The following is a 26,514-nucleotide window of genomic DNA, read 5'->3' on the forward strand; positions in this document are numbered from 1 at the left end:
ACCGTAATGGTTGTTTTGAACACTATTTGTTTGTATCTTGTTTAAGTCCTGCCATTAGGTGTTGGTGGGATTTGAGTGACGAAATGCTCCTCCCATGCCTCAATAATTGGTTTTCTAACTGGTGAGTACAGCTGTGTTTTGCCGGCTGAACTATTCATTTTAATTGCCGTGATCAAATCTAGGGCAACCAAAGTAAATAGCTCCACCGTTACAGGTTCATGCGTTCGCCTTTACAGACCTGCCTGCTTTTCGATGTACTTCTGGGCTATATCCAAAGCCACATCTCCGATTTTTCCGGCAGCGGAATAAAGAAAGCCTTTCAAATGGTGTTTTGCTGATAATTTATCTTCGGGTGCAGAACTTTTATCGCTCAGTTCATGCACGGCAGATGCTAGTGTGGTTTTATTGCTTCCAGCGTATAGCTCGATTAACTCAAGTAACTGCTTTGCGTCCGTGCCAAGATGTTGATCGCCAAGTATTTGCTGAGCTACTACTCCGTTAATTGTTCCTATAATCTGGGGGTTTACATTTATAGTTACATTGTTATTTGCTTCTGGGAGCTGACGGCGATCTATGGAAAGGGCTGAGGATATTCCAGTGACGGCAGGTACGCTTCCATCAATGATTTTTTCAATAATTTCCCAGTCGCGCTCAGTTCTGGCATATTCGGAAAGTTCACTTTCTAGAATATGTCTGATGGCAAGAAGTTTTCTTTCTCTTTCTTGCTTAATATCTACATGCAGTCTTCTTGCTTCTCGACTATATCGCTCGACTAAATTGAATACTTCGGCTTTGTTCAGGTGTGTCGATTCTAATAGTAGTTGTGCGTGTTCAGGGTTGGAGACGCACATTTCCATAAAGGATGAAAACTCATTGAATTTCTGAGGGAGTATTGTTGGCTCTACACCATCCCCTCCAAAGAATTCATAAACTACACCGTGATTCGTTCTGTGTTGTTCTTGACGGACGTTTAGACCGGAAACTTTGTGTAAATATTCTCGGAATAGCTGCAATAGCTTCTCCGCTTCATTTGCCCACATTCGCTCGGAAGGGACATAGATTCTGAATATTAAGTTGCTGTCATTTTGCTCGACAAATTTGGAGGCGATAACAACTAGCTCCACGTTTTTCCTGTATGGAATTATAGTTATTTCATGCCTTGTAAATAAATCTGTAACCTCTTTGATCACTTCTGTAGGGAGAGGGTCGAAAATGTTTATGTAATCTAGTTCGTACTCATAGTCTTCAGCCAGCTCAGGATCAATTAGCTCAGGATTAATGTCTTCAACTTGACCTGCTTCGGGAGCTTCTTTGTATTCCTCATAATATTCCTTGTACTCGTCCACTCCCACCAGGAGCGATTCGTGTCCGAGGAATAAGTTTGGTTTTGATGCAATCAATGTTAATAACTTTTCTCGTACTTCGCTGTATCGCTCTTCGCAAAGTGCCCTGAAGGTTGTACCTGTTAACTTTACAATAACGGAGGATACATTAAACTCATGAAATATCGCTATTATTTTTTCCCAGTTTTCTACGCGAGATTCTAGCATCTTTCGTTTATATAGTGCGCCGACGGCCTTTAATCTAATGGTGACGCCTTCAGTATCTGCTTTGCCTAGAAAAAGCACTATCTTTGGTTTGTTTTGCATTTGATTTTCCGCTCTCATTGCCGCCTTGACGGATTATCAAAAGGGCTATGACTTAAACATAGCAGTTTACATGTCTGTAGTGAATAGGCAGTAGCCCCGCTGAATGTCGTCGCTTGCTGTGTTTGTCTGCATGCGTCCAGTGAGTGGGGCAGGATTTTTGTTGTGGAAATATGTTGCGATTATGAGAAGTTGAATGACAGATTGGAAAGGGCATCTAGTTTCTGCCGAGGGCTAGCACCTTCGTCATAAACGTCAAACGTAACCAATCCAGTTTCGTGACCGACAATGTTTGCAACGGTGGGGCCAGGTACTCCACTACGAAGTAGCAGGGTGACCACCATCGACCGCACGCTGTGGAATACGTGGTGTTTGCCGAAACCTTGTGCTGTTTTCAGTCTGCCGAATGCCTTGCTAAGGGAATCGGATCGAATCCCGTACTTGTTTCCGGCTGAGCTTGGCAGGAGGAATCCGTCTGTACTATCAGCAATCAGGCGTTCGACCGTGGCCAACAGGGAAGGGTGAACAGGTATTTGCCTGATACCAGCGACAGTCTTGCTGTCGTCAATATTGAAGCTCAGAACACCTTCAATTTTCACCACCGATTCTTTGCGAAGCTGAGCAAGCTCCTCGATACGGCAGCCGGTGTGGGCACCCAACATGATCAAGTCACACAACGTCTGGTTACCGTCTGCTTGGGCGACTCCGTACAGGTATTCAATATGCTCTGGGGCGAACGCCTTGCGGGCTGCATCTGCCTTAGCTTTACCACGCACCTTGGGAAGTTCTTGCCCTTTGAACGGGTTGTCGAGTCCCAGGTGCAACTCTTGCCAACGCGCGTCATTCTTCGTTGCCCACCGCCAGAACGTTGAACCTGCTAGCAAGTATTGAGCTTTGGTCTTGCTCGATAGGTTGAGCGTTTCCAACCACGCGGCAATGGTCGCACTGGTCAGCGATGTACCTTGATCACGAAGGTAACCAGACAGCTTTGTGAGCTTGGCTTCCTGCTGGTCAATGGTCTTGGCCGCAATTCCATCTTTCACCCGGTACGTTCTGAACTGTTCCAGACGATGATCCGTAATAGGTGAAACTGGTTTGTAGGTTGCCGGGTTACGAGCAATTGTTTGAGCTTCCTGCTGCTCAGTTTCAGAGAGGTTGTACTCGTCTGCGATACACGCCGCTTCCATATCGCTCATGATCGTTAGGAGTTCATTGTGAAGGTCAATTGCTTCCCCGGCAGTAACGCCGTTTTCGATCACAGCTACGTACTTTTTTACGTGTTCGGTGAGTCGATCTGCAAAAGCATCTTGGCCCTCGCTGCGAAGTTCGGTGACAATCTCTGGGATGCGCTCAAACCATGAAAGATTGGGCGCAGGGGTGTTCGGAGGGAGTGGCGTATAAATACGGGTTACCGCACTGGAGAGCTTCGCCTGAAGTTCAAGCCCCGCCGTGTGTTGAGCGAGTCTCCACTCATCCCCACTATCAGCTTTGGAATCTCGTGCTGCCTTGATGTCTGCTTTCCACTGAGCGAGGATCGGAAGCCGCTTGTCCATGGCTTCGGCCTTATTGCTGGTGCCAGTCGTCTTGATCAGCTTGGTGCGACCACCAAAGGCATGACGAACCCCTGTTGGTACTGCCATACGAACATACCAAGTGCTTTCGCCGGGTTTCTGTACAAGGTGAGTAGCCATGCTAATCGGTCTCCATTTTGACCACTCAATTTGACCACTCTTGATGGTGGAAGCCAAGAGGTACCGTGTTCTGCGGGCTGTAGGTCTGAAATCGGAGAATCCCTATCTCTCCGCCATTACATAGAAAAAGCCCTGTAGCTGAATAAGCTGCGGGGCTTTTTCGTTTCCGGCCGTTATTAACGGCTGCTTCAGGGATTTGTTGTAGTCCTGCCTAGCGCTGTTCAAGGCGCTCAGACGCTTTGCGATAAGCTTGATCACGCTCACGTTTATCAACGGCGACCACGAACACCGTAATTTCCTGATCGATCACTTGATACACCAGCCTGTACCCGCTACTACGCAGTTTGATCTTGTAGCAGTCAGGCAGGCTATGGAGGCGATTAGCTTCAATACGTGGGTTGTTCAGGATTTCGACTAGCTTCTTTTTGAGTTGCTGACGGAGGGTGTCTCCGAGTTTTTGCCATTCCTTCAATGCACGCGCATCAAAATCAAGGCTATAGGTCATCCAAAGAAACCCTCACGCGTTGAGGCGATGCAAGACGCTCACGTACGGTCGCCATCAAGGCTTCATCCTCTTCAGTCATCAGCACAGGCTTAAATGGCAGCTGGCCGCGCTCGGCAACATATTGCAACGCCTGGCGTATCAGTTCGGAAGGGGTGACACCGAGTTTCTCCAGCTCCAGGTAGGCGCGAGTTTTCAGGTCGTCATCGATACGGATGTTGATAGATGCCAAGGGATAGCTCCTTGTGTAATGACGTTGGTCATTACATTGGAGCAATCGGGTTTCATTGGCAAGTCTGTCTGGACATACGGCAATCGCTCTCATCTGTTGATCCTACTTTTTGCTCGTCGGCTTTGCCGGGCGCTTTTTATCGGTTTCTTTCACCGTTTCTCTTGGTCTTTTCTTCGCCTCTTGCTGTGTTACGTATTCACCTGTGACCGCATCGCGATATCTTGTTGGCATATAAGCACCCTTGACAGTATGCCGCCCCGGCGGCGACCTTTTTCAGGCTAGCTCAGAGGCTTATGCGCACAAGGTTCCCTGTGGGCATTCTGGTTACCAAGCTTTTCCGAAACAGGTGCTTACGTTATGCGGGTTCGGCGGTTTTCGAGCAGGGTTGCGTTGGCTGGGGTAGGGCGCTAACCTTCCGCCGTCGCCCTCATGGCGACCGGTTTTGACAGACTGATTTACAGGTGTACGACCTCCATGCGATTACAGCGTTTCTGCTGTGACGTTGTTTTATGGCGGCTGTGCGTGGGGCATCTTCGGGTGCGCCGGGTCCTGTATACCGGTCTGTCAACCCGCGCACAGCTGTCACCTGATCCTGTTTGACAGCGGGATGTGGCAGTTCCCATTGCATACAGGAGCTACACAATGAGCAATCTCGATTCTGATTCCGAATTTTCCCCGCGTAAAATATTCCATGTAGGCGCTGACGTCGGCACCGAAGAAGCCCTCACAAACGCCACCGAAATCCTGTCATCCGCCCTGCAAACCGCTTACCAATGCGCCGAAGACCCAGTCAGCACGCAGTCGCCTGTGATCATGGCCCTGGCTCAATTGATTGAGAATGCGCAAGCCCTGGTGGACGCTGTCCTCGAGCGTGATTTCCCCACGGCCAAATAAATACCTGCTTCTGAAACGAAAAAAGCCTGCTGAACTCAACGCTCAGCAGGCTTTTTTGTGGCTGCAACTCGGTCAGGCAGGCTGCGCCACCAAGCTGTTGCTCACCTTGCGGCCCAACACCAGCACGGTCGCAAACCCCAACCCCACCAACACAGTGGCCAGGCTCAACAATACCGAGCTGCCCATTTGATCGACGATCCGCCCACCAAAGAACGAGCCCAGGGCAATGATCACCTGAAACAGCGCCACGAACAGCGGCATGCCTCGTTCCACATCCTTGGGCGCTACCACGAACATCCAGATGCTGGCGCAGGCCGGGAAGGCGCCAAAGGCAAAGCCCCAGAGCGCGATCAGCACCACGGCGCCTGTCATACCGGTGGCGAAGTAGGGGAACAAGGCGGTGCTGGTCCCGATCATCAGCGCGACCAGCAGCAAGGTGTTACGCACGCTGCGGTTGGCGGCGAAGCCGGCGAACACATTGCCCAGCACGCCTGCCACGCCATACAGCAGCAACAATGAGCCAATCGTCGGCCCGTCGAAGCCGGAGCTGTGCTTGAAGAACGGCGCGACATAGGTATACGCAGCAAAGTGCGCCAGGCCGATCAGCAGTACGGCAATCAACCCGACCCGCGCTTGTGGGTTGATAAACAGGGCTGGCAGGTCACGAACCTCAATGGCCTTTTCCGGTTTGAGGCGCGGCAGCAGCAAGACTTGCGCCAGCAGCACCGGCACACCCACCAGCGCGGTGACCAGAAAGGTCATGCGCCAGCCCATCAGGCCGCTGAGCCAGGTGCCTACGGGCACGCCGAGGACGGTGGCCAGGGTCACGCCCATCATGATGATCGACGTAGCTTTCGCGACGCCGACGCCCTTGGGCGCCAGCCTGCCGCTGAGGGCGATGGCCGTGGCCCAGAAGCCGCCGATGCTGATGCCGAGCAATACACGCCCGAACAGCAGCAGGCTGAAATCGGTGGCAAAGGCCACCACCCCGTTGGCGAGGATCATGACCAGCGTCAGGCCGATCAGCAGATAGCGGCGGTCCATGGCGCCAATGCCGACCGACAGCAACGGCGCGGCGAGGGCCGCCATGATGCCGGGCAGGGTGACCATCAGGCCGGCGTGGCCGGCACTGATGCCCAAGTCGCTGGCGACGTCGTTGAGCACGCCCACCGGCAGAAACTCGCTGGTCACCAGGGCAAAGGCACCCACGGCGACCGAAAGAATCGCCAGCCACTGCTGTTTGACGCTTTGTTGATTATGTTCGGGAAGGCCGTTAGAGGCCTGGCTCGCGCTTGGCATGGTGTGGGATTCCAAGGTGAAAGTCGCCTGAAGTCAGACGCAGGAGAGGGAAGCTGGGGACGATTATAGGAATCAGTGCTGGCAATCGAGCAGGCGCTCGTTTCGATAGTAATCATCAGTGCTATCGATGTGAGCAATCATTCGCCGGCCAACCGACTTAGAAGACACTCAATAAATACCCCCTCCGCCCGACTCATCTTCTGCTCCCGGTTCCACAGCACGTGAATATCCACATCCGCAATGCCCTCATCCGGCGGCAGCCGCCAGAGCAGCCCGTTCTGCACATCTTCGGCCACCACATGCACCGGCAGGCATCCTAGGCCATACCCTGCAATCACCAGGCGCCGCACTTCTTCCAGGCTGGACGACGACGCCACGATCCGCCCGCCGAACCCTTGCTGATCGCGAAAAATCGTCAGCGGCGAGAGCATCCCGCCGATCTGGTCGCTGGTAAAACTCACGAAGTTTTCCGACTGCAAGTCCCCTTCGACCAAGCCTGTGCGTCCGAACAAGGGGTGGTGTTTTCCACAAAAAAACGCATAGCGCTGACGCAGAAACAGGTGCTGTTCCAGGCGCGGTTGCGGCCGGCGATTAAGGCTAAGCCCCAGGGTGGCGGTTTTTTCCAGCAGGGCGGCGACGATGTCGGAGCTGCGCATCACTTCGACCTCCAGGTCTACCCGTGGGTGCTCGCGATGAAAGCCTGCGAGAAAGTCATCGAAAGTGTCGGAATTAATCCGGCTGATCATCAGCAAGCGCACTTTGCCGATCACTTCATCTCCCGGCTTTTGCAGGGCGTTGCTCATCTGCGAGACCTGGCCGTACATCTCACCGGCAATGGCGAAGATCTGCTCACCGGCCTCGGTAAGCACGAAGCGCGGGCCACGGCGCAGGATGAGCTGGCAATCGAGCTGTTCTTCCAGGCGCTTGAGCGCCTGGCTGATCGCCGGTTGCGTGAGGTGCAGGCGGGCGGCGGCGCGGCTGATGCTCAGTTCCTGGCCGATCACGCGGAAGGTGCGCAGCAGGTTCCAGTCCAGGCGATCATTGAGCAGGGGGTGAATATCGCGGCGGGATTCGGGCATGGGGTCGCTCGATAATAAGCAGTTCTTATAATCAAGATAATAAATAGAAAATTGACTAATCATAGCCCCAGGCCGAAAAATCGGGCTTAACAAGCGCCACCAGAGCGCACTGGTTTGACCTTCTCCTGCCAAAAAAATAACCAAAGGAGCCAGCCCCATGAAGCCTTCCGCTTCGCCGCAGCCTCGCCGTGCCGCGGCCGCCGCCTTTATCGGCACCATGATCGAGTGGTACGACTTTTATATTTATGCCACCGCCGCCGCGCTGGTGTTCGGTCAGCTGTTCTTCCCTTCCGACGATAAACTGTTCAGCACCATGGCCGCCTTCGGCACCTTCGCCGTGGGCTTTTTCGCCCGACCGTTGGGTGGCGTGGTGTTCGGCCATATCGGCGACCGCATCGGGCGCAAGAAATCCCTGGTGATCACCCTCGTGATGATGGGCGTGGTGACGGTGTGCATCGGCCTGTTGCCGACCTATGCGCAGATCGGCGCTGCGGCCCCGGTGTTGCTGATTTTGCTGCGCGTGGTGCAGGGCATCGCGGTCGGTGGCGAGTGGGGTGGGGCGGTGCTGATGGCCGGGGAACATGCGCCAAAGGGGCGCCGTAACTTCTTTGCATCCTTCGCGCAGTTGGGCAGCCCGGCCGGTTTGATTCTTTCCTTGCTGGCGTTCAGTGCCGTCACTCGTTTACCTGAAGAAGACCTGCTCAGCTGGGGCTGGCGCCTGCCGTTCCTGGCCAGTGCCTTGCTGTTGGTCGTCGGCCTGGCGATTCGCCTGGGTGTGAACGAGTCGCCGGAGTTCCTCGAAGACAAGGCCCTGGCGGAAAAAGCGCGAGCGATCAAGCAGGACCAAGCCCCCGTGCTGGAGGTGCTGAAGACCGCTTGGCGTCCACTGTTGTTGTGCATTGGCGCCAATACGTTGGGGATTGCCGGCGTGTATTTCACGAACACCTTCATGATTGCCTACAGCACTCAGCAACTTAATCTGCCGCGCTCGTTGATTCTGGAGTGTCTGTTCTTCGTGGCCATTATTCAGTTCTGCGTTCAGCCATTGGCCGCCTGGGTGGCGGAGAAGGTCGGCGCTACGCGGTTCCTGTGCGCCATGTGCGTACTGGCAATGGCTTCGCCGTATCCGATGTTCGTCTTGGTCAGCAGCGGCCAGGCGCCCTTGATCATTCTCGGCATTGCCTTGGCGGTGGTGTGCATGGCGTCGTTCTACGCTGTGATCGCAGGCTTCGTCAGCGGCCTGTTTGAAACCCGTGTGCGCTACACCGCGATCTCCCTGGCTTACCAGGTATGCGGCGCGCTGGCCGGTGGTTTGACACCGTTGATCGGCACCTGGCTGGCCCATCAATACCTGGGCCAATGGTGGCCGATGGCAGTGTTTTACAGCGTGATCGCGGCGGTTTCGTTGGTGTGTGTACTGGCCTTGTCCCGCCGCCATGCCACGGCCCACCGCCTGGAAATGGCACACAGTTGAGGGAGTCAGCAATGTTGAAGATTAATGGCGAGCGCCTGTGGCATAGCCTGATGGCCATGGCCGAGATCGGCGCGACGGCACGCGGTGGCAGCTGCCGCCTGGCGTTGAGCGCCGAAGACAAGGCCGGTCGTGAGCTGTTCAGCCACTGGTGTAAAGCATCCGGCCTGACGTTGAGCGTGGATGCTATCGGCAACCTGTTCGCCCGCCGCGCGGGCACCGACAATGACGCCGCCCCGGTGATGATGGGCAGCCACCTGGATACCCAGCCCGAAGGCGGACGCTTCGATGGGGTGTACGGCGTGTTGGCTGGCCTGGAGGTCATCCGCAGCCTCGACGACCACGGCATCCAGACGCGCAAGCCGTTGGAAATTGCAGTGTGGACCAACGAGGAGGGGGCCCGTTTCACCCCGGCCATGCTGGGCTCGGCGGCGTTCACCGGCACGCTCGCCCTGGACAAGGCGCTGGCCACCGCCGATGTCGACGGTATCAGCGTGGCCGAGGCGTTGCGCACCACCGGCTACAACGGTGAGCGCCCGTTGGGTGGCGCAGTAGATGCGTATTTCGAAGCGCATATCGAGCAAGGCCCGATTCTGGAAGACAACGCCAACAGCATCGGCGTAGTCACCGGCGGTCAAGCGATTCGCTGGCTCGATGTGCGGGTCGAAGGCATGGCCGCGCACGCCGGCACCACGCCGATGCCGTTGCGTAAAGATGCGCTGTACGGCGCGGCGAAGATGATCCAGGCCCTGGAAAACCTCGCCGCCGATTTTGCCCCGCAGGGCCTCACCACTGTGGGTGAACTGAGCATCGCCAAGTCGTCGCGCAACACCATCCCCGGCTTGCTCAATTTTACCGTCGACCTGCGCCATCACCACGACGCCGATATCGACGCCATGGAGCAGCAAGTGCGTGCACGCCTGCAGGCAATCGCGGACAACCGTGGCCTGAGCGTCACCATCACCCCGCACTGGATCAGCCCGGCCACGCCGTTCGACGCCGAGTGCGTGGCCTGCGTGCAGGCTGCGGTGGACGGCTTGGGCTACAGCCAGCAGACCATCGTCAGCGGCGCCGGCCACGATGCGATTCACCTGGCGCGCTATTGCCCCACCGCGATGATCTTCATCCCCTGCGTCGGTGGCCTCAGCCACAACGAAGCCGAAGATGTCTTGCCCGACGATGTGTGCCAGGGCACCGACGTGCTGCTCAACGCCGTGTTGAAACGCGCCGGTCGCGTTCATTTCTAAAGGCCGACGCCGTACCCCTGTGGGAGCAGGCAAGCCAGCTCCCACAGGTGCCGTGTTTACTCAGGAGCATCCTATGAAGACGTTTTTCCACCCTGAACAACTCCTGCATCATCCACGCAGCTACTACTCTCGCGGCCAGATGCGCACGCCACAGGAGGTTCCCGAGCGTGCGCGCAACCTGCTGCTAGCTGCGCAAACCCTGGGCTTCGATATCCAGCAACCGACCGATTACGGTATGGATCCGCTGCTCGCTGTACACGGCGGCGCCTACCTGGCTTTTCTTCAAGAAGCTCACCAGCGCTGGAAAGAGATCCCCGAAGACTGGGGCGACGAGGTCATGTCCAACATCTTCGTACGTGAACCCAATGCTTTGCGCGGCATCCTGGCCCAGGCTGCACGCTACCTGGCCGATGGCAGTTGCCCCATCGGTGAGCTGACCTGGCGCTCGGCCTATTGGTCAGCCCAGAGCGCCGTTGCCGCAGCGAGTGACATCCTCGATGGCGCACCCGCCGCCTACGCCTTGTGCCGGCCCCCGGGCCATCACGCCCGCTTCGACGCGGCCGGTGGCTTCTGTTACATCAACAACGCGGCCGTGGCTGCGCAAGCGCTGCGCCAAGGTTTTCAGCGTGTCGCCGTGCTCGATACCGATATGCATCACGGGCAGGGCATCCAGGAAATTTTCTACGACCGCGATGACGTGCTGTATGTGTCGATCCACGGCGACCCGACCAACTTCTATCCGGGCGTAGCAGGCTTCGCCGAGGAAAAAGGCAACGGCGCCGGCGAAGGGTACAACCTCAACCTGCCGATGGCCCATGGTGCCAGCGAAGCGGTGTTCTTCCAAAAGCTGGAGCAGGCCCTGGCAGCGGTGAAGAGCTTCTCGGCGCAGGTGCTGGTGTTGTCATTGGGCTTTGATATCTACGAGCTGGACCCCCAAAGCAAAGTCGCGGTGACGCGCGAAGGCTTTGCGCGGTTGGGGCAGCGCATTCGAGGGCTGGGGCTGCCGTGCCTGATCGTGCAGGAGGGTGGTTATCACCTGGAGACCCTGGACAGTAACGCGCAGGCATTTTTCAGTACGCCAGCGGCTTGGGGGAAGCGATCAGGCGACTAAGCGCTAAAAGCCTGCTGATCAGTTTTCAGCAGGCTCTTCATACTTCGATGAGCGTTCGTTCCCATCTCCTTGTAATAACGCTGTGTAGTCTTGCCCGCCATAAAACACGCCCACGATCGATACCGTTTTGAGATCAGGCCTCACCCTGAAAGCAATAATGGTGCTGCGACGATAGTGAGTGATGCGCAAGTGTTTCAGCAGGTCATCACGGCGCATGCCACGCAAGGGAAACAGGGCAAGGCTTTCGCAGTAGCTGACAAGATTGTCGATAAAACGCGCCGCTACAGGAGGGGAGCCGACATCGCTGATGTAGTCTTCGAGTGCATCGAGTTGGGTCAAGACCTTGGGCGAAAAAACTACCGAGTAGCTCACACTTCCCCTGTGCCTTTGCGCTGACGTCTGGCCGCCATGTGTTCGCGAACCTGTTCTGGCGATAACCCAAGCTCAGGCTTCGCCTCAAGGGCGGTCGCTGCTGGGATAACTTCGTCTCTGAGCCAATCTTCCATGGCACGATCACGCGCCAGCAACGCCCGCAGCCCGTCGCGAATCACTTCACTTTCGCTGGCATATTCGCCAGTAGCCACCTTGGCTTTGACCAGGGCAGCCATTTCAAGGGGCAAGGTGATGCTCATTTGCTGGGTTGAGCGCATGGGTGAATCCGCCAGAGGTGAGTAGGATTCAATCCTACTCGACCATTGGCGCGATGCAAGAAGCAACTGATCGATGCCGATGCCCGGCACCTCGTCGTCCATCCAGAAGGGGTAGGTTTGCATGAGTTGCTACGTCTCCAGTTGTGTAGGTCAGGCTCCAAGTATTGACCCGTTTTGGCGATCGCGTGGCCGCAGGCGGCCGATAACCTGCTGATATGTATGACTTAATATGTGTAACAGGATGATCTCGACAAACCCTCTCGGCACACGTGGCATCCCACCGGCTCCCAGACGATAATGCTCGCCACCTCGACCACTTTGGCCTGCCTCCCGTGATCATCAACTTCGACCTCAACGACCTCCAAGCCTTCCGCGCCGTGGTGGACAAGGGCAGTTTTCGTGGCGCTGCCGAGGCCATCCGTATCTCGCAACCGGCCCTCAGCCGGCGTATCGAAAAGCTCGAATCGGCGCTGGATGTAAAGCTGTTCGAACGCACTACGCGGCGGGTCAGCCTGACCATGGTCGGGCGTGCGTTTTTGCCTCAGGTCGAGCGCATGCTGGATGATCTTGACATCGCGCTGATGGGTATCAGCAACGTTGCCTCGACGCGCATGGGTAATGTCACCATCGCCTGCGTGCCGTCTACCGCGTACTACTTCATGCCCCACGTGATCTCCGAGTTCCACAAGCTGTACCCGAAGATTCGCCTGCGCGTGCTGGATGCCAGTGCCGGCGAGGTGTGCAATGCGGTGGCCAGCGGCGAGGCGGACTTTGGCGTGAGTTTCAGCGGCAGCCTGGCCGATGAGGTGGAATTCGAGTTGCTGTTGCAGGAGCGCTACGTGCTGGCCTGTCGGCGTGACCACCCGTTGGCTGGGCGTGACAGCGTGAGCTGGACCGAGGCCTATGAGCATGACTACATCGAAGTGGACAAGACCTCGGGCAATCGCTTCCTGCTGGACCAGGCCCTGCGTGGGGTGCGGGTGAAAAAGCCGAGTATCTGCGAGACGCACCACGTGACCACGATGATCGGGCTGGTGGAGGCGGGGTTGGGCGTTGCGATGGTGCCATCGATTGCAATGCCGGCGCACACTCACCCGATTCTGGTCAGTGTGCCGCTGGTAGAACCTCACGTGCTGCGCAATGTGGGCTTGATCAAGCGCCGCGGTAGGACGTTGCCACCGGCGGCGCTGGAGTTGGAGCGTTTGGTGCGGGAGATGCCGTTCCGGTCAGCGTGACACCGAGTCCAGGCCGGTGGATTGCACCTCCGGCTGGGCCTCGGGCGATGCCATGAACTGCAACAGCGCCTTGGCCCGCTCCGGGTGTTCGGCGTTCACCGGAATACCCGCGGCAAAACGGGTAACAGACTGCACGTCTTCCGGGATCTTGCCCACAAACGTTACACCCTTGACCGGCAACAACTCCGCCACTTGCTGCAAGCCGACTTCGTAATCGCCCTTGGCTACCTGCTCGCCCACCGGCACGCGTTCGATCATGGTGCCTTTGGCCGGCATGCCGAGCTTCTTGAACAATTGCTTTTCGACATACACGCCGCTGGCGCTATCGGAATAGGCCACCGACTTGGCTTTGCTCAGCACAGCCTTGAGCTCGGCATCGGTATTGATCGCAGGTTTGGCCGCACCTTCCTTCACCACCAGGCCGATCCGCGAGTCCGCCAATTCCACGCGGGAGGCGGGGTCGACCTTGCCTTGTTTGATCAGTTCATCCAGGGCATAGCCGACCATGATCACCACGTCGGCGTGTTCGCCACGGGCCAGACGGTTGGGAATCGCTTCCGGCGCCTTGCCCATGGACGGGCCAAGGATGGTGTCGAGGGTGTCACCGCTTTGCTCGGCGTATTGCGGGCCGAGCAATTTATACGCGGCGGTGAAGCCGCCCGAGGTCATGACCTTGAGTTGTTCGGCCTGGGCGGTCAGCGCCAGGGTGCCGAGGACGACAGCGGTGAGGGTCTTGAACAGCGGCTTCATGGCGCGGCCTCCTGCATGACTTGGCCACGGGTATTGGCGCGGCGATACAACGCCAGGGTCGAACACAAGGCACACAGCGCGGCGAAGATCATCCAGTACGCAGGTGAAGCCTTGTCTTCGGTGATATGTATGAACCAGGTGGAGATCGCTGGGGTAAAGCCACCGAACACTGCCGTCGCCAAGCTATAGGCCAAGGAGAAACCCGCCACGCGCACTTCCACCGGCATGATTTCGGTGAGCGCCGGGATCATCGCGCCGTTGTACATGCCATACAGGAACGAGAACCACAGCAGGGTTTCCAGCATGTGCGCAAAGCTGGGGGCGTTGACCACGTAGGACAGCGCTGGATAAGCCGTAAGGACAGTCAGTACCGTCATGGCGATCAGCACGGGTTTGCGGCCGAAGCGGTCGCTTAACGTGCCGCCGATCGGCAGCCAGAAAAAGTTCGAGATCGCGACCAGCAAGGTCACCAGCAAGGCGTCCGAGGTGCTCAGGTGCAACACGGTTTTGCCGAAGGTCGGTGCGTACACGGTGATCAGGTAGAACGCGGTGGTGGTCATGGCCACCATCAGCATGCCGCCGATGACTACGGTCCAGTTCTTCACCAGGGTCGCCATCACTTCACGCATGGTTGGGCGGTGCTTGCGGTTGGCGAACTCTTCGGTTTCCTGCAGGTTGCGACGCAGCACAAAGATAAACGGAATGATCACGCAACCGACGGCAAACGGAATCCGCCAGCCCCAATCGGCCACCACCGCAGGTTCCATCCACATGTTCAGACCATAACCCAGGGCCGCAGCGACGACGATGGAGATCTGTTGGCTGCCCGACTGCCAACTGGTGTAGAAGCCTTTGCGGCCCGGCGTGGCCATTTCGGACAGGTACACCGACACGCCACCCAGTTCCGCGCCCGCCGAGAAGCCTTGCAGCAGGCGCCCCAACAGCACCAGAAACGGCGCCCATAGGCCGATGGTCTGATAACTCGGCACCAGCACGATCAGCAGCGTACCGCTGGCCATGATCGACAAGGTCACGATCAAACCTTTGCGGCGGCCCACGTCATCGATGTAGGCACCCAAAATAATCGCGCCCAAAGGACGCATCAGGAAGCCCGCGCCGAACACGGCGAAGGTCATCATTAATGACGCAAACTCATTAGCGGCCGGGAAGAACGCGGCAGCGATATAGGTGGCATAAAAACCGAACAGAAAGAAGTCGAACTGTTCGAGGAAATTGCCCGAAGTAACGCGTAATACCGCGCCTACTTTCGAGGGGGCAGCCGCAGGCCGGGAAGGGGTCGTCATGGTTTTGTGTCTCCAGCGTTCTTTTTAAAGTGCTTGTTTCGCTTAAGACTTGGGATAGTGGCTGACACATTTAGAAATGATAAGTGCCTAATTTGGATGAATTGATGCGTATTGGCTATCAATATAGGCCAGCTTCAAAACGGCCTGCTGTGGTCTATGCTTGAACCGATGTCCAATTCTTATGGGCGGAGGTCGCTATGGGGAACGAACAGAAGCAGCACCACGAGCCGGAGCGTGAAGAACCCCGGCATCAGCACGAAGACGAAAAACCGCAAACCTGGAAGCATCCGGACGACGGCACCGAGCTTTCCGAGCGTGACCAGGAGCGCCCGCTCAAACCCTGAGCGTCAGGTAAAACGCGGTCAAATTGTGGGAGCGGGCTTGCCCGCGATGGCGGTGTGTCCGTCAACCAAAGTGCGGCTGACTCACTGCATCGCGGGCAAGCCAGCTCCCACATGCGTATGTGCTTACGCTCATTGGCGGGAAACCATTTGACATATTTGATTTGTGATCACATATTGAGGCCATAAGAACACAACACAGGTTTGCCATCATGACCGATGGTCCGCTACTCCTGCCCACCCTGCGCCAAGTGTCCCGCGACACCTTGCAAGACCAGGTCTACCGCCAGATCCGTGAAGCGCTGATGAGTGGCCGTTTCCAACCTGGCCAGAAACTCACCATCCGTGGCCTCGCCGAAGCCCTCGGTTCCAGCCCGATGCCGGTACGCGAAGCGCTGCAACGCCTGAGTGCCGAAAACGCCTTTGAAGTCACCGAAACTTCCCGCCTGCGGGTGCGCTTGATGACCGTTGACCGTCTGCGTGAAATTCGCGACACGCGGGTAGCCCTCGAAGGCTTGCTGGCGGAAAAAGCCGTGCTGCTCCTGCAAAAACACGACCTCGACGAAATCACCGACCTGTGCAACCAGATGCAACACGCCGCTGACGAAGTCGACGTATCCCGCTACCTGTGGACCAACTTCGCCTTTCACCGACGCATTTATGCAGTGGCCCAGGCTGAATTGACCATGGCCGCCGTGGAGAATTTCTGGCTGCATATGGGCCCGTGTTTTGCACTGGTCGCCCCCGATAAAGCTCACCTGCAACGCTCGATGGAAGCGCATACGCGCATCGTCGAGGCCCTGGCTGCCCGCGATGGCGCCGGCGCACGGGCAGCGGTGACCGATGACATCATGCAGGCCGCCGATTCCCTGGCGCGCCTGCTCGTCAAGAACGACCGGTCGCGGTCGTCTGTATCAGGAGGTAAACGTGCATGAGTGTCCTACAACGGCTGCAGCCTTATCCTGGGTTACGTGTGTTGATTTCTGGCGGGGCCGCTGGCATTGGTGAGGTGTTGGCCGCAGCCTATCTGGAAGCTGGCGCCCAGGTGCATGTGTGTGACGTGAGTGAGCCAGCCCTGGCGGCGTTTCGGGATAAATACCCGGGCAGCGTCGCGACCCGTGCCGATGTCAGCGATGCGGCGCAGGTCGCGGCGGTATTCAAGGTGCAGCGCGAGCAGTTCGGTGGCCTGGATGTGTTGGTTAATAACGCCGGGATCGCCGGCCCTACCGGCGGGATCGACACGATCAGCGATGCCCAATGGCAAGCCACCATCAACATCAATCTCACCGCGCAATACCGCTTTGCCCACCACGCGGTGCCGATGCTCAAGGAATCGTCCCACGGCCATTTGCTGCATATCGCCTCGGTGGCGGGGCGGTTAGGTTACGCGTGGCGTACGCCCTATGCAGCGACCAAATGGGCCATCGTCGGCCTGATGAAATCTCTGGCTTCGGAGTTGGGCGAGAGCGACATCCGCGTCAACGCCTTGCTGCCCGGGATTGTCGAGGGGCCGCGCATGGACGGTGTGATCCGCGCCCGCGCTGAACAACTCGGCGTGCCCGAAGCCCGGATGCGCCAGGAATACCTCGACAAAATCTCGCTCAAACGTATGGTCACCGCCGAAGACGTGGCCGCCATGGCCTTGTTCCTCTGTTCGCCCGCCGCACGCAACGTGACCGGCCAGGCGATCAGTGTCGACGGTAACGTCGAGTACCTGTAAGCCACGCAAGCACATATCACGCCGCACCCAGGATTTTTTTCATAAGAATAAAAGTCGGAGAATCGTCATGCCCAAAAATCGCCCTGTCATCATTACCTGTGCTGTTACCGGCGCCATTCATACGCCGTCGATGTCACCGCATTTGCCCATCACCGCGCAGGAAATTGCCGACGCCGCCATCGGTGCCGCCCAAGCCGGCGCGGCCATTGTGCACCTGCATGCCCGTGACCCGATTGATGGCCGCCCCAGTCAGGACCCAGCGCTGTTCGCCGAATTTCTGCCGCAGATCAAGGCAGCCAGCGACGTGGTGATCAACATCACCACCGGCGGCGCGCCGACCATGGGCGTGGAAGAACGCCTGCAACCGGTGATGCAGTTCAAGCCGGAATTGGCCTCGCTGAACATGGGCTCGATGAATTTCGGGCTGTACGAAATGCTCAACCGCTTTACCGAGTTCCAGCACGATTGGGAACGCCCGTATCTGGAAGAGAGCGACGACCGAATCTTTCGCAACACCTTCCGCGACATTACCCACATCCTCAATGCCTGTGCCGATAACCGCACCCGCTTTGAAATCGAGTGCTACGACATCGGCCATCTCTACACTGCCGCGCACTTTCTGGAGCGCGGTCTGCTCAAACCACCGCTGTTTATCCAGTCGGTGTTTGGTCTGCGGGGTGGCATCGGTGGGCATCCGGAAGACCTGGCGCACATGCGGCGCACTGCCGACCGCCTGTTTGGCGATGACTACGTGTGGTCGATCCTCGGTGCCGGGCGTGGGCAGATTCCGCTGGCGACCATGGGCCTGTCCATGGGCAGCAACGCACGGGTGGGCCTGGAGGATTCGTTGTGGGACGGGCCGGGCAAGCTGGCGGCTTCGAATGCCGACCAGGTACGCCGCATTCGTACGGTGATCGAAGCCCTCGGCCACCGCGTCGCCACGCCCGATGAAGCGCGGGAAATCCTCGGGCTCAAGGGGCGTGACCAAGTCAATTTCTAACCTGTTTTTTACCAAAAAAGGCCGCGTCATGACGTGGCCGACATTCCCGCACAACAACAATAAGGGGATCACACCATGCGTACCGAAGTGCCCAAAGACGTCAAGACCGCCTCACCCCGCGAACCGCAGGCCCTCAACAGGCTGATGTTTGCCAAGTTGATGCCGCTGTTGATCATTGCCTACATTCTCAGCTTCCTGGATCGCACCAACATCGCCCTGGCCAAGCATCACCTGGACGTCGACCTGGGTATTTCCGCCGCCGCCTATGGGTTGGGCGCCGGACTGTTTTTCCTGACCTATGCACTGTCAGAAATCCCCAGCAACCTGATCATGCACAAGGTGGGCGCGCGCTTCTGGATCGCCCGCATCATGGTGACCTGGGGCCTGATCTCCGCCGCGATGGCGTTTGTGCAGGGCGAAACGTCGTTCTACGTATTACGCCTGCTGCTGGGCATTGCCGAAGCCGGTTTGTTTCCCGGTGTCATGCTGTACCTGACCTACTGGTTCAACCGTGAGCAACGGGCGCGCGCCACCGGGTATTTCCTACTGGGCGTGTGCTTTGCCAACATCATCGGTGGCCCTGTGGGGGCGGCCTTGATGCGCATGGACGGTATGCTCGGCTGGCACGGCTGGCAGTGGATGTTCCTGCTCGAAGGCCTGCCCGCCGTGGCGTTTGCCTGGGTGGTGTGGCGCAAGTTGCCGGACCGCCCGAGCAAGGCACCTTGGCTGTCGGCCGAAGAAGCACAGGGTATTGAACAGCGTATCGCCCAGGAAACTGAGGAGGGTGCCGGGGCGGGCGGCCATGCGTTGAAAAACTGGCTGACGCCGCAAATCCTGCTGGCGATCTTTGTGTACTTTTGCCATCAGATCACCATCTATACCGTGATCTTTTTCTTGCCGAGCATCATCAGCAAATACGGCGAGTTGAGCACCATGAGCGTCGGCCTGCTGACCTCGTTACCGTGGATCGCGGCGGCACTGGGCGCGGTATTGATCCCGCGTTTTGCGACCACGCCCGGGCGTTGCCGGCGGCTGCTGGTCACTGGCCTGTTGACCATGGCGTTGGGGCTGGGCATCGCGTCGGTGTCGGGGCCGGTGTTCAGCCTGTTGGGCTTCTGCCTGTCGGCGGTGATGTTCTTTGTGGTGCAGTCGATCATTTTTCTCTACCCGGCTTCGCGCCTCAAAGGCGTGGCGCTGGCGGGTGGGCTGGGGTTTGTGAATGCGTGCGGGTTGCTGGGCGGCTTTGTCGGGCCGTCGGTGATGGGCGCCATTGAGATGAGCACGGGCAATGCCATGAACGGCTTGAAAGTCATTGCCGTGGTGTTGGTGGTGGCTGCGTTGTCGGCGTTACGCCTGCGCCAGGGCCAGGAAGCCCCTCATACCAGCAACGAAGTGGGGAACCCGCAAGCCAGCACCAGGTAAGCCAGCACTGCCGCCAGGCACAAACCGACAAATGCGCGCAGCAGTGTCCTGGCGGTGGGGTGCACAATGAATTTGATGGCCCAGAGCAAAGCCCCGCTGAGCAGGACGCTTAAGGCGAAAATGACCAGCACAAGGGGGTACCTGCAACCTTCAAGGCCTGATTTATAGTCCCAAACCCGCTTATTGAACAGTGCGCACATAGACGCAGCCCCGCAGCCTTCCTAAACTGCCGCTTGTCTTGGGCAAAGGGGCAGGCGCCGATGAATCGCAATGAATTACGCAAGGCCGACATCAACCTGATGGTGGTCTTCGAAGCACTGATGCTCGAGCGCAATGTGACGCGGGTGGCGGAGAAGCTGTTTCTCGGCCAACCGACCATCAGCTCGGCCCTCAACCGCCTGCGTACCCTGTTCAACGACCCGCTGTTTATTCGTGTCGGCCATCGCATGGAGCCTACGGCGCGCGCCGAGGAGATCATCCAGCACCTGTCGCCGGCGCTGGATTCGCTGTCTTCGGCCCTGAGCCTGACCCATGATTTCGACCCGTCCATCAGCACCATGACTTTCCGCATCGGCCTGTCCGATGACGTGGAGTTCGGCCTGCTGCCACCCTTGCTGCGCGCCTTGCGCCAGGAAGCGCCGCAGGTGGTGTTTGTGGTGCAGCATGTGGACTACTGGCGCATTCCCGACCTGCTGGCTTCCGGCGACATTACCGTCGGCATCACCCAGACCCGCGGGCTGCCGGCCAATGCCAAGCGCAAGCTGTTGCGGCACATTCGCCCGTGCCTGCTGCGCGCCGATGCTTCGGACACACCGCTGACCCTCGACGAATATTGCGCACGGCCCCACGTGCTGGTGTCCCACACCGCCAACGTCGCCGGGTTTGCCGATGAGTGGCTGGCAGAGGTGGGCCGCAAACGCCATGTGGTGCTCTCGGTGCCGCAATACAGCTCGCTGCCGGCATTGCTTGCTGGCACCGACATGATTGCCAGCCTGCCGGATTACACCGCCCAGGCCATGGCTGCCAGCGGGAACCTGTTCTGCGAGCCATTCCCGTTCGAAACCCCGACCCTGGATTTGTCGATGGTGTGGCTCAGCCATGTCGACACCGACCCGGCGGAACGCTGGATGCGCTCGCGGTTGGAGGCATTCATGAGTGATCGAGGGCTGGTGGCCAAGGCTTGAGGCGTTTTTCCGTGGTATATAGCTGGGCATCTTCCTACAAAAAGCTCGGAGAAAAGCATGCCGCACCTGCACTTGGAACACACCGCCAACCTGACCCAACTGGACACCGACAAGGCCTTGTTGCGCCTTAACCATGCATTGGTGGCCTCCGGTCAGTTCGGCGCCGAGTTCGACATCAAGAGCCGTGCGGTGGCGGTCGAGCGTTTTCGGGTCGGCACTGGCCTGGGTGAGCGCGGTTTCGTCGCGGTGCGTTTGGCGTTATTGAGCGGGCGTTCGCCGCAAATCAAGAAACAACTGTCAGAAAGCCTGCTGGCGGTGCTCCAGGACCTGGGCCCATGGCCCGAAGGTGTGCAGGTACAACTGAGTGTCGAGCTGCTGGATATTGACCGCGACTCCTACAGCAAAATCGCCATCGGCTGACTCCCCCCCCTGTAGGAGCGAGCTTGCTCGCGAAGATCGCTAACGATAACGCGGGGCGCCTGATTCACAGCGGCGCACTCAGGTTCTTCGCGAGCAAGTTCGCTCCTACAAGAGGCCTTGGTCCGCGCACACCTTCACCACTTGTTCACGAAACCAGGTATTGGCGCTGTCCTGCCCGCTGGTTTCGTTCCACTGCATATCCAGGGTGAAGCCCGGCAACCCATTGGGGGCTTCGCAAACGCCGAATGCCGGCGCTGGCGCCAGCAACTTTTGCAGGCGGCGGGGCAGGGTGACGATAAAGTCGGTGCCAGCAATCATCTTCAATGCCGCGCTGTAGCTGTTGGCCCGCGCGATCACCTGGCGCTTGCGGGCCTGGCGCGCGAGCCAGCCGTCGATCATGTTGGTGTCGGAGGTCCAGGGGGTGGGGAATACGTGGCGCCGCTCAACGAAGGATTGCAGGCTGAACGCCGGTTCCCTGGGCGCCGAGCGCTGGTCGCACACGCAGACCAGATCGTCCTCCAACAGCATCTGGGTCTTGAAGTCTTTATGGGCGCGGTGAAAGTGCGGGCCGAAGCAGATCACCAGGTCCAGCCGACCTTCACGCAGGTCGTCGGCGGGGATCTCGGTTTCCAGCTTCTGCACATTGACGATCACCGGCAGGTCGGCATGGTCGAAGCGCTTGAGCAGGCGCGGCAGGATCAACTGTTCAAAATATTCCGGCGCGCACACGTTGAAGGTCACCGCCTGTTGAGTAGGGTCGAACGCCTGGCCACCGGCGTGACACAGGTTGATGCTTTCCAGAATCTTCTGCACATGCTCGTACATGGTGGTGGCCTTGTACGTAGGACGCATGCCTGCACGGGTGTTGATAAACAGCTCATCTTCGAAACTGGTGCGCAGCTTCTTCAGGCTATAGCTCACGGTGGACTGGCTGACGAACAGCGTTTCGGACACCTCGGTAACGCTGCTCTGGTCGTAGACGGCGATAAACACCATCAAATCCTGCATATCGAGCTTTCTGAGCAAGTTACTGTTTAGCATCGGTTTCGTCCGTAAACCCTTTGTACCGAACTCAGTACAAGACTGAGCAAAATGTTAACGGAACGCCCGTACCAATAGAAAGCTCTGTAGGACCCTTCTATGTTTCGTGTGGGACAAAAAATGTTTGTAATACGACGTCAGCGGATATGCCGTGCGTAATGCGCCGGGTTGAAACGCATCACGATCAATAGCATCAGCCCGCTCACGGCCATCAATGACCACCAAGCCCATTCGAAGCTGCCCAACTGGTCGCGGATCATGCCGGCGATCAGCGGCGACAGGCCGGCGATCAGATAACCGATGCCCTGCACAAACGCGGTAAGGCCACCGGCGCGGCGCGGGTTGTCGAGGTGGTCCAGGGACAGGATCAGGCTCATGGGGAACAGGCCGCCAATCCCCAGGCCGAGCAGGCAGGGCCACAACAGGCTCCAATATTGCGGGCTGAGAATGAGGCCGCAGAAACCCAGGATGATCAGCACCAGCAACACCGCCACCACGCCGCGTTTATCCTGGCGGCGGTTGGCGATGGCCGGGGTGACCAGGCCGGAGATCACTTCCATGGCGGTCAAGAAGCCCAGCAGCAAGCCGGCATGCTGTTCACTCCAACCCTGCTCGACGTAGTACGGTGCCAGCCACGCCAGCACACAGGTGTAGGACGCGGTGCCGAGGCCAAAAAAGATCGCCAGCAACCAGGCGCGGCGGTTGCTGAAAAATGCCTCCTGGGGCCCCGAACCGGCTTGAGGCAAAGGCGGCAGGGCCGAACGCTGCGCATACCAGAACACCAAGGCGAGTAGCGCCAGCACTGCCCAGATCGCCAGACCGATACGCCAGCTGCCGGTCTGGGTTTGCACCAACGGCGAGAACGACGCAGCCAACGCGGCGCCGCCCATGATCGCGGTGACATACAGGCCCATAAATAACGAGACATTGGCGCTGAACCGCGACTTGATCAGCGCCGGCATCAATGCCTGAATCAACGCAATGCCGACACCTGCCGCAATGGCACTCACGATCAGCTCCAGCGCCGAATCCAGGAATAGCCGCGACACAGTTGCCAGCCCAATCAACAGCAGCGACAGCACAATGCTGCGATGCTCGCCCATACGCTTGGCCAGGCCCATGCCAAAGAACATCGCCAGGCCCATGGCCATGACCGGCAACATGGTCAGTAAGGCGGCGCTGCTGAAACTTAGCGGCACATCCGCGCGAATCGACGCCAGCAATGGCCCCACGGCTGCCATCGAAGGGCGCAAGTTGAGGGCGACGAGCACCACGCTGACCATCAGCCATACGGCGGTGGTGGATTTTGCCTGAACGTTTTCCATGGGCCTGCCTTGAATGAACAAGGGCGAATCAGGCCATGCAGCGTGTAGCGGGGCAAATCAGAAAGTCGCAGGGGCTATTGAAAAAATGCGGATGCCGAGGGGTGAGGTAAAAGCGCCATTGGGCGTCGGCTGTCAGGCCGGGATTACAGACTCGGCAACTCCCATCGCCCTTGGTCGATTTCAAGCAGCGTCGGCCCCTGGCGATCAGCGGCAGCACGTAAAGCAGTGCGCAACGCTTCAATGCCATGGATGCTTTGCGCCGCGCAGCCTAGGGCCTTGGCCACGCCGATAAAGTCCGGCGTGTAGATGTCCACACCCACCGGCTCGATGTCACGGTTGACCATGTACTTCTTGATCTCTTCATAGCCCTGGTTATTCCACAACAGTACGATCACCGGTGTACGGGCTTCCACCGCGCTGGCCAGTTCCGGCAGGGTGAATTGCAAACCGCCGTCGCCGATCAGGCACACCACCGGTTGGCCATCGCCGCGCCCGAGCCAGGCGCCAATGGCGGCGGGCAGGGCATAGCCCAGGGTGCCGTACCCGGTGGAGGCGTTGAACCAGCGGCGTGGGTGGTCGAGGTTCAGGGTCAGGTTGCCGCTGTACACCGGTTGAGTGGAGTCGCCCACGAACACCACGCCCGGCAGTTCCTCCAGAACGGCGTTGAGAAACCGGGTTTGCGCGCGCGTCGCAGCGTCCCAGGCAGGTTCCAGTTCGGCCCACAAACGGGCGACGCGTGCGGTGCCCCAATCGGGCGAGCGAGGCGCCAATGGCTGGCGGTTCACTTCGCTGAGCAGCGCCTGGGCGGCGATGCGTGCGTCGGCCACTAGCGCAACTTGAGGCGGGTAGTTGCGTACGGTCTGGTCCGGGTCGATATCAACGCGCAGCAGCGCACCGGGAATGTCGAAGCCGCCGGCGAAGGTGACGTCGTAATCGGTTTCGGCCAATTCCGTGCCGATGGCCAGCACCACATCGGCTTCAGCCACCAGGGCACGGGTGGCGAGCAGTGTTTGCGTGGAGCCAATCAGCAGCGGGTGCGCGGCGGGCAACATGCCCTTGGCGTTAATGGTCAAGGCCACGGGAGCGCCCAGGGCTTCTGCGAGTCGGGTCAGTTCGGCGGCTGCGTCAATGGCGCCGCCACCAGCCAGAATCAGCGGGCGCTTGGCCTCAGCCAGCCTCTGGCTCATCTGCTGCACGGCCGCCGGTGCTACACCAGCGCGGGCGACGCTGACAGGCGTGCTGCCCAGCAACGCGTCGGCATTTTCCACCAACACATCCAGGGGAATCTCGATATGCACCGGGCGCGGCCGACCGGCCTGGAACAACGCAAACGCCCGCGCCAGCACGCCCGGCAGTTCCGCCGCTGACATCAAGGTATGGGAGAACGCCGCCACACCAGCCACCAGCGCGCTCTGGTTTGGCAGCTCATGCAACTTGCCGCGCCCGCCGCCCAGTTGGCTGCGTGCCTGCACGCTGGATATCACCAGCATCGGAATCGAGTCGGCATAGGCCTGGCCCATGGCTGTGGTGATATTGGTCATGCCGGGGCCGGTGATGATAAAGCACACGCCGGGCTTGCCACGGGTGCGCGCATAGCCGTCGGCCATGAAGCCGGCGCCCTGTTCGTGGCGCGGGGTGACATGCCGGATGCTGGAACGCGCCAAGCCCCGGTACAGCTCCACGGTGTGCACGCCGGGAATGCCGAACACGTGGTCCACGCCGTAGCGTTCCAAAAGGTGCACCAATACTTCGCCGCAGGTCGCCATACAGGTCGCTCTTGTGATGGGATCGAAGCGCTATTGGAGCGGTTGGCCGGTGGCGGTAACAATCGATAAAAAGTCATACTCGCCATGTCCTCCCGTCATGGCTGTGCCCCGATGAAACGCCTCCCACCGTTACCTGCGTTGCACACCTTCTGGGTCACGGCCCAGTGCTGCAACTTCACCCGTGCCGCCGAACACCTGCACATCACCCAGGGCGCGGTGAGCCGGCAGGTGGCCGGGTTGGAAAGCCAGTTGGGCTATGCCTTGTTCCAGCGCCAGGCGCGCGGCTTGAGCCTGACGCAGGAGGGGCGCGAATGGCTGGCATGCGCACAACAGGTGTTCGGCTTGCTCACTGACGCGGTGGAACACATCGGTGACCGGCGCCGAACCTTGCAGCTCAAAGCGTCCACTTGCGTGATGCGCTGGCTGTTGCCGCGCTTGCTGCACTGGCAAAAGGAGCGCCCGGATGTGCCGGTGGAGCTCACCACGACGGTGACCTATAACGTCGACTTTCGTCGTGAACCGTTTGACGCGGCGGTGATCTACGGGCCTATCGCCGAACAGCCGGCCGAGGCGCGGCATCTGTTCGACGAGCGCCTCACGCCGGTCTGCGTGCCTGGGTTGCTGGGCAGCTTGCATACGCCTCAGGATTTGCAGCACCAGGTGCTGTTGCACCCGACACGGGACGAGCGCGACTGGGCGTTGTGGCTCAAGGCTGCCAATACCTGCTTGAGCGATTCCATCCAACGGCATCACTTCGAAACGTTGGACTTGGCAATGACCGTGGCGTCCCAGGGCACCGGGGTGGCGATGGGCGACAGTGCGCTGATTGGCGAGGATCTTAAGGCGGGGCGGTTGGCGATGCCGTTTGAGCTTCGGGTGTCGACGGGGATGGGGTATTACTTGGTGTATCCGCCGGGGAGGGAACCGTCGGTTGGGTTGGTCGAGCTGATGGATTGGTTGGTGAGTGAGGCCAGTGTGGGATGACAGCCAACGCCTATCTGCCTGACTCGCCGCGATCCAACTGTGGGAGCTGGCTTGCTCGCGAAGGCGGACTGACAGTCAACACAGTTGGATTGTGTATATATCCATTGCTGCGGTAACGGCCGCTTAGGGTTCCGCCTGACGGCGGGTCACTTTGGAAAAGAGCCCCAAAGTAACCAAAGGGCTCTTGCCCCACCACTCGG

26 protein-coding genes are annotated in these 26,514 nt (G+C 58.8%); 13 read left to right on the top strand and 13 right to left on the bottom strand.

Going from position 1 to position 26,514, the window contains the following annotated elements; translation table 11 throughout:
- Nucleotides 1-230: 230 nt before the first annotated feature.
- The 4 genes from DK871_RS15300 to DK871_RS15315 all read right to left on the bottom strand — a co-directional run bounded on the left by DK871_RS15300 (nucleotide 231) and on the right by DK871_RS15315 (nucleotide 4,071).
- Entirely contained in the window at nucleotides 231-1,649 is a 1,419-nt protein-coding gene (locus DK871_RS15300) for a hypothetical protein (RefSeq protein ID WP_161905624.1), read from the bottom strand.
- Nucleotides 1,650-1,828: 179 nt separating this feature from the next.
- A complete protein-coding gene (locus DK871_RS15305; protein WP_161905625.1) occupies nucleotides 1,829-3,337 on the bottom strand; it encodes a tyrosine-type recombinase/integrase in 1,509 nt (502 codons plus the stop codon).
- A 211-nt stretch (nucleotides 3,338-3,548) separates the two neighbouring features.
- The gene (locus DK871_RS15310) at nucleotides 3,549-3,842 is read right to left on the bottom strand and encodes a type II toxin-antitoxin system RelE/ParE family toxin (protein ID WP_032892910.1); all 294 of its coding nucleotides are present in this window, start codon (nucleotides 3,840-3,842) and stop codon (nucleotides 3,549-3,551) included.
- Nucleotides 3,832-4,071: a type II toxin-antitoxin system RelB/DinJ family antitoxin gene (locus DK871_RS15315; protein ID WP_020301039.1), complete on the bottom strand. Its 240-nt coding sequence runs from the start codon at nucleotides 4,069-4,071 to the stop codon at nucleotides 3,832-3,834. Before DK871_RS15315 ends, DK871_RS15310 begins: the two co-directional genes overlap by 11 nt.
- Before the next feature lie 642 nt (nucleotides 4,072-4,713).
- Here DK871_RS15315 and DK871_RS15320 point away from each other — a divergent pair.
- Complete coding sequence (locus DK871_RS15320) at nucleotides 4,714-4,965, top strand: DUF6124 family protein (protein WP_047710305.1); 252 nt, start codon at nucleotides 4,714-4,716, stop codon at nucleotides 4,963-4,965.
- Nucleotides 4,966-5,037: 72 nt separating this feature from the next.
- Here DK871_RS15320 and DK871_RS15325 read toward each other — a convergent pair whose 3' ends face one another.
- Together DK871_RS15325 and DK871_RS15330 are read right to left on the bottom strand one after the other, a co-directional pair.
- Complete coding sequence (locus tag DK871_RS15325; RefSeq protein WP_161905626.1) at nucleotides 5,038-6,264, bottom strand: MFS transporter; 1,227 nt, start codon at nucleotides 6,262-6,264, stop codon at nucleotides 5,038-5,040.
- A 137-nt stretch (nucleotides 6,265-6,401) separates the two neighbouring features.
- Nucleotides 6,402-7,343: a LysR family transcriptional regulator gene (locus DK871_RS15330; RefSeq protein WP_161905627.1), complete on the bottom strand. Its 942-nt coding sequence runs from the start codon at nucleotides 7,341-7,343 to the stop codon at nucleotides 6,402-6,404.
- A 157-nt stretch (nucleotides 7,344-7,500) separates the two neighbouring features.
- Between DK871_RS15330 and DK871_RS15335 the strand changes: the two genes are divergently transcribed.
- The 3 genes from DK871_RS15335 to DK871_RS15345 all read left to right on the top strand — a co-directional run bounded on the left by DK871_RS15335 (nucleotide 7,501) and on the right by DK871_RS15345 (nucleotide 11,172).
- Nucleotides 7,501-8,817, top strand: coding sequence for an MFS transporter (locus DK871_RS15335; RefSeq protein WP_161905628.1), 1,317 nt, complete (start codon nucleotides 7,501-7,503; stop codon nucleotides 8,815-8,817).
- Nucleotides 8,818-8,828: 11 nt separating this feature from the next.
- Nucleotides 8,829-10,061 carry a Zn-dependent hydrolase gene (locus tag DK871_RS15340; protein WP_161905629.1) on the top strand — a complete coding sequence of 411 codons (1,233 nt, stop codon included), beginning with the start codon at nucleotides 8,829-8,831 and terminating at the stop codon, nucleotides 10,059-10,061.
- A gap of 73 nt (nucleotides 10,062-10,134) precedes the next feature.
- Nucleotides 10,135-11,172, top strand: a complete 1,038-nt coding sequence (locus DK871_RS15345) for a histone deacetylase family protein (RefSeq protein ID WP_161905630.1) — start codon at nucleotides 10,135-10,137, stop codon at nucleotides 11,170-11,172.
- Nucleotides 11,173-11,190: 18 nt separating this feature from the next.
- Here the strand turns inward: DK871_RS15345 and DK871_RS15350 are convergent, their stop codons facing one another.
- Complete coding sequence (locus DK871_RS15350; RefSeq protein WP_161905631.1) at nucleotides 11,191-11,544, bottom strand: type II toxin-antitoxin system RelE/ParE family toxin; 354 nt, start codon at nucleotides 11,542-11,544, stop codon at nucleotides 11,191-11,193.
- Nucleotides 11,541-11,945 carry a type II toxin-antitoxin system ParD family antitoxin gene (locus DK871_RS15355; RefSeq protein WP_161905632.1) on the bottom strand — a complete coding sequence of 135 codons (405 nt, stop codon included), beginning with the start codon at nucleotides 11,943-11,945 and terminating at the stop codon, nucleotides 11,541-11,543. The genes DK871_RS15350 and DK871_RS15355 overlap by 4 nt, the downstream gene beginning before the upstream one ends.
- 209 nt (nucleotides 11,946-12,154) lie before the next feature.
- Here DK871_RS15355 and DK871_RS15360 point away from each other — a divergent pair, with 209 nt between their 5' ends.
- Nucleotides 12,155-13,057 (top strand): LysR family transcriptional regulator, encoded by a 903-nt coding sequence (locus DK871_RS15360; protein WP_161905633.1) that lies wholly within the window; start codon nucleotides 12,155-12,157, stop codon nucleotides 13,055-13,057.
- On the opposite strand, the gene DK871_RS15365 is transcribed toward DK871_RS15360, so the two are convergent.
- Together DK871_RS15365 and DK871_RS15370 are read right to left on the bottom strand one after the other, a co-directional pair.
- Nucleotides 13,049-13,807 (bottom strand): substrate-binding domain-containing protein, encoded by a 759-nt coding sequence (locus DK871_RS15365; RefSeq protein WP_044272858.1) that lies wholly within the window; start codon nucleotides 13,805-13,807, stop codon nucleotides 13,049-13,051. The genes DK871_RS15360 and DK871_RS15365 overlap by 9 nt on opposite strands.
- The gene (locus DK871_RS15370; protein ID WP_161905634.1) at nucleotides 13,804-15,111 is read right to left on the bottom strand and encodes an MFS transporter; all 1,308 of its coding nucleotides are present in this window, start codon (nucleotides 15,109-15,111) and stop codon (nucleotides 13,804-13,806) included. The genes DK871_RS15365 and DK871_RS15370 overlap by 4 nt, the downstream gene beginning before the upstream one ends.
- 197 nt (nucleotides 15,112-15,308) lie before the next feature.
- On the opposite strand from DK871_RS15370, the gene DK871_RS28635 reads away from it, so the two are divergent.
- The 7 genes from DK871_RS28635 (at nucleotide 15,309) to DK871_RS15400 (ending at nucleotide 21,198) form a co-directional block, all read left to right on the top strand.
- A complete protein-coding gene (locus tag DK871_RS28635; RefSeq protein WP_178116057.1) occupies nucleotides 15,309-15,455 on the top strand; it encodes a hypothetical protein in 147 nt (48 codons plus the stop codon).
- Nucleotides 15,456-15,664: 209 nt separating this feature from the next.
- Complete coding sequence (locus DK871_RS15375; RefSeq protein ID WP_161905635.1) at nucleotides 15,665-16,387, top strand: GntR family transcriptional regulator; 723 nt, start codon at nucleotides 15,665-15,667, stop codon at nucleotides 16,385-16,387.
- The gene (locus DK871_RS15380) at nucleotides 16,384-17,172 is read left to right on the top strand and encodes an SDR family oxidoreductase (protein WP_161905636.1); all 789 of its coding nucleotides are present in this window, start codon (nucleotides 16,384-16,386) and stop codon (nucleotides 17,170-17,172) included. Before DK871_RS15375 ends, DK871_RS15380 begins: the two co-directional genes overlap by 4 nt.
- 67 nt (nucleotides 17,173-17,239) lie before the next feature.
- Nucleotides 17,240-18,172, top strand: a complete 933-nt coding sequence (locus DK871_RS15385; protein ID WP_161905637.1) for a 3-keto-5-aminohexanoate cleavage protein — start codon at nucleotides 17,240-17,242, stop codon at nucleotides 18,170-18,172.
- 75 nt (nucleotides 18,173-18,247) lie between these two features.
- Nucleotides 18,248-19,594, top strand: coding sequence for an MFS transporter (locus DK871_RS15390; protein ID WP_161905638.1), 1,347 nt, complete (start codon nucleotides 18,248-18,250; stop codon nucleotides 19,592-19,594).
- Between the two features lie 260 nt (nucleotides 19,595-19,854).
- Complete coding sequence (locus DK871_RS15395) at nucleotides 19,855-20,778, top strand: LysR substrate-binding domain-containing protein (RefSeq protein WP_014717462.1); 924 nt, start codon at nucleotides 19,855-19,857, stop codon at nucleotides 20,776-20,778.
- Between the two features lie 57 nt (nucleotides 20,779-20,835).
- Nucleotides 20,836-21,198: a 5-carboxymethyl-2-hydroxymuconate Delta-isomerase gene (locus DK871_RS15400; protein WP_161905639.1), complete on the top strand. Its 363-nt coding sequence runs from the start codon at nucleotides 20,836-20,838 to the stop codon at nucleotides 21,196-21,198.
- 105 nt (nucleotides 21,199-21,303) lie between these two features.
- On the opposite strand, the gene DK871_RS15405 is transcribed toward DK871_RS15400, so the two are convergent.
- The 3 genes from DK871_RS15405 to DK871_RS15415 all read right to left on the bottom strand — a co-directional run bounded on the left by DK871_RS15405 (nucleotide 21,304) and on the right by DK871_RS15415 (nucleotide 25,330).
- Nucleotides 21,304-22,239, bottom strand: coding sequence for a LysR family transcriptional regulator (locus tag DK871_RS15405; protein ID WP_161905640.1), 936 nt, complete (start codon nucleotides 22,237-22,239; stop codon nucleotides 21,304-21,306).
- A 137-nt stretch (nucleotides 22,240-22,376) separates the two neighbouring features.
- Nucleotides 22,377-23,564, bottom strand: a complete 1,188-nt coding sequence (locus tag DK871_RS15410) for a cyanate transporter (RefSeq protein WP_161905641.1) — start codon at nucleotides 23,562-23,564, stop codon at nucleotides 22,377-22,379.
- A gap of 143 nt (nucleotides 23,565-23,707) precedes the next feature.
- Nucleotides 23,708-25,330 carry a 5-guanidino-2-oxopentanoate decarboxylase gene (locus tag DK871_RS15415; protein ID WP_161905642.1) on the bottom strand — a complete coding sequence of 541 codons (1,623 nt, stop codon included), beginning with the start codon at nucleotides 25,328-25,330 and terminating at the stop codon, nucleotides 23,708-23,710.
- Nucleotides 25,331-25,441: 111 nt separating this feature from the next.
- Here DK871_RS15415 and DK871_RS15420 point away from each other — a divergent pair, with 111 nt between their 5' ends.
- Nucleotides 25,442-26,314, top strand: a complete 873-nt coding sequence (locus DK871_RS15420; protein WP_161905643.1) for a LysR substrate-binding domain-containing protein — start codon at nucleotides 25,442-25,444, stop codon at nucleotides 26,312-26,314.
- The last annotated feature ends 200 nt before the right edge of the window (nucleotides 26,315-26,514 follow it).

This window comes from Pseudomonas sp. L13 (assembly GCF_009935965.1).
GTDB lineage: Bacteria > Pseudomonadota > Gammaproteobacteria > Pseudomonadales > Pseudomonadaceae > Aquipseudomonas > Aquipseudomonas lactis.

Bases quoted from the DNA above. Each gene is read 5' to 3' on its own strand.
- DK871_RS15370 (WP_161905634.1), bottom strand. From the start codon at position 15,111: ATGACGACCCCTTCCCGGCCTGCGGCTGCCCCCTCGAAAGTAGGCGCG.
- DK871_RS28635 (WP_178116057.1), top strand. From the start codon at position 15,309: ATGGGGAACGAACAGAAGCAGCACCACGAGCCGGAGCGTGAAGAACCC.
- DK871_RS15340 (WP_161905629.1), top strand. From the start codon at position 8,829: ATGTTGAAGATTAATGGCGAGCGCCTGTGGCATAGCCTGATGGCCATG.
- DK871_RS15385 (WP_161905637.1), top strand. From the start codon at position 17,240: ATGCCCAAAAATCGCCCTGTCATCATTACCTGTGCTGTTACCGGCGCC.
- DK871_RS15380 (WP_161905636.1), top strand. From the start codon at position 16,384: ATGAGTGTCCTACAACGGCTGCAGCCTTATCCTGGGTTACGTGTGTTG.
- DK871_RS15415 (WP_161905642.1), bottom strand. From the start codon at position 25,330: ATGGCGACCTGCGGCGAAGTATTGGTGCACCTTTTGGAACGCTACGGC.
- DK871_RS15330 (WP_161905627.1), bottom strand. From the start codon at position 7,343: ATGCCCGAATCCCGCCGCGATATTCACCCCCTGCTCAATGATCGCCTG.
- DK871_RS15405 (WP_161905640.1), bottom strand. From the start codon at position 22,239: ATGCTAAACAGTAACTTGCTCAGAAAGCTCGATATGCAGGATTTGATG.
- DK871_RS15365 (WP_044272858.1), bottom strand. From the start codon at position 13,807: ATGAAGCCGCTGTTCAAGACCCTCACCGCTGTCGTCCTCGGCACCCTG.
- DK871_RS15310 (WP_032892910.1), bottom strand. From the start codon at position 3,842: ATGACCTATAGCCTTGATTTTGATGCGCGTGCATTGAAGGAATGGCAA.
- DK871_RS15395 (WP_014717462.1), top strand. From the start codon at position 19,855: ATGAATCGCAATGAATTACGCAAGGCCGACATCAACCTGATGGTGGTC.
- DK871_RS15390 (WP_161905638.1), top strand. From the start codon at position 18,248: ATGCGTACCGAAGTGCCCAAAGACGTCAAGACCGCCTCACCCCGCGAA.
- DK871_RS15400 (WP_161905639.1), top strand. From the start codon at position 20,836: ATGCCGCACCTGCACTTGGAACACACCGCCAACCTGACCCAACTGGAC.
- DK871_RS15410 (WP_161905641.1), bottom strand. From the start codon at position 23,564: ATGGAAAACGTTCAGGCAAAATCCACCACCGCCGTATGGCTGATGGTC.
- DK871_RS15325 (WP_161905626.1), bottom strand. From the start codon at position 6,264: ATGCCAAGCGCGAGCCAGGCCTCTAACGGCCTTCCCGAACATAATCAA.
- DK871_RS15335 (WP_161905628.1), top strand. From the start codon at position 7,501: ATGAAGCCTTCCGCTTCGCCGCAGCCTCGCCGTGCCGCGGCCGCCGCC.
- DK871_RS15355 (WP_161905632.1), bottom strand. From the start codon at position 11,945: ATGCAAACCTACCCCTTCTGGATGGACGACGAGGTGCCGGGCATCGGC.
- DK871_RS15305 (WP_161905625.1), bottom strand. From the start codon at position 3,337: ATGGCTACTCACCTTGTACAGAAACCCGGCGAAAGCACTTGGTATGTT.
- DK871_RS15345 (WP_161905630.1), top strand. From the start codon at position 10,135: ATGAAGACGTTTTTCCACCCTGAACAACTCCTGCATCATCCACGCAGC.
- DK871_RS15320 (WP_047710305.1), top strand. From the start codon at position 4,714: ATGAGCAATCTCGATTCTGATTCCGAATTTTCCCCGCGTAAAATATTC.
- DK871_RS15375 (WP_161905635.1), top strand. From the start codon at position 15,665: ATGACCGATGGTCCGCTACTCCTGCCCACCCTGCGCCAAGTGTCCCGC.
- DK871_RS15300 (WP_161905624.1), bottom strand. From the start codon at position 1,649: ATGCAAAACAAACCAAAGATAGTGCTTTTTCTAGGCAAAGCAGATACT.
- DK871_RS15420 (WP_161905643.1), top strand. From the start codon at position 25,442: ATGAAACGCCTCCCACCGTTACCTGCGTTGCACACCTTCTGGGTCACG.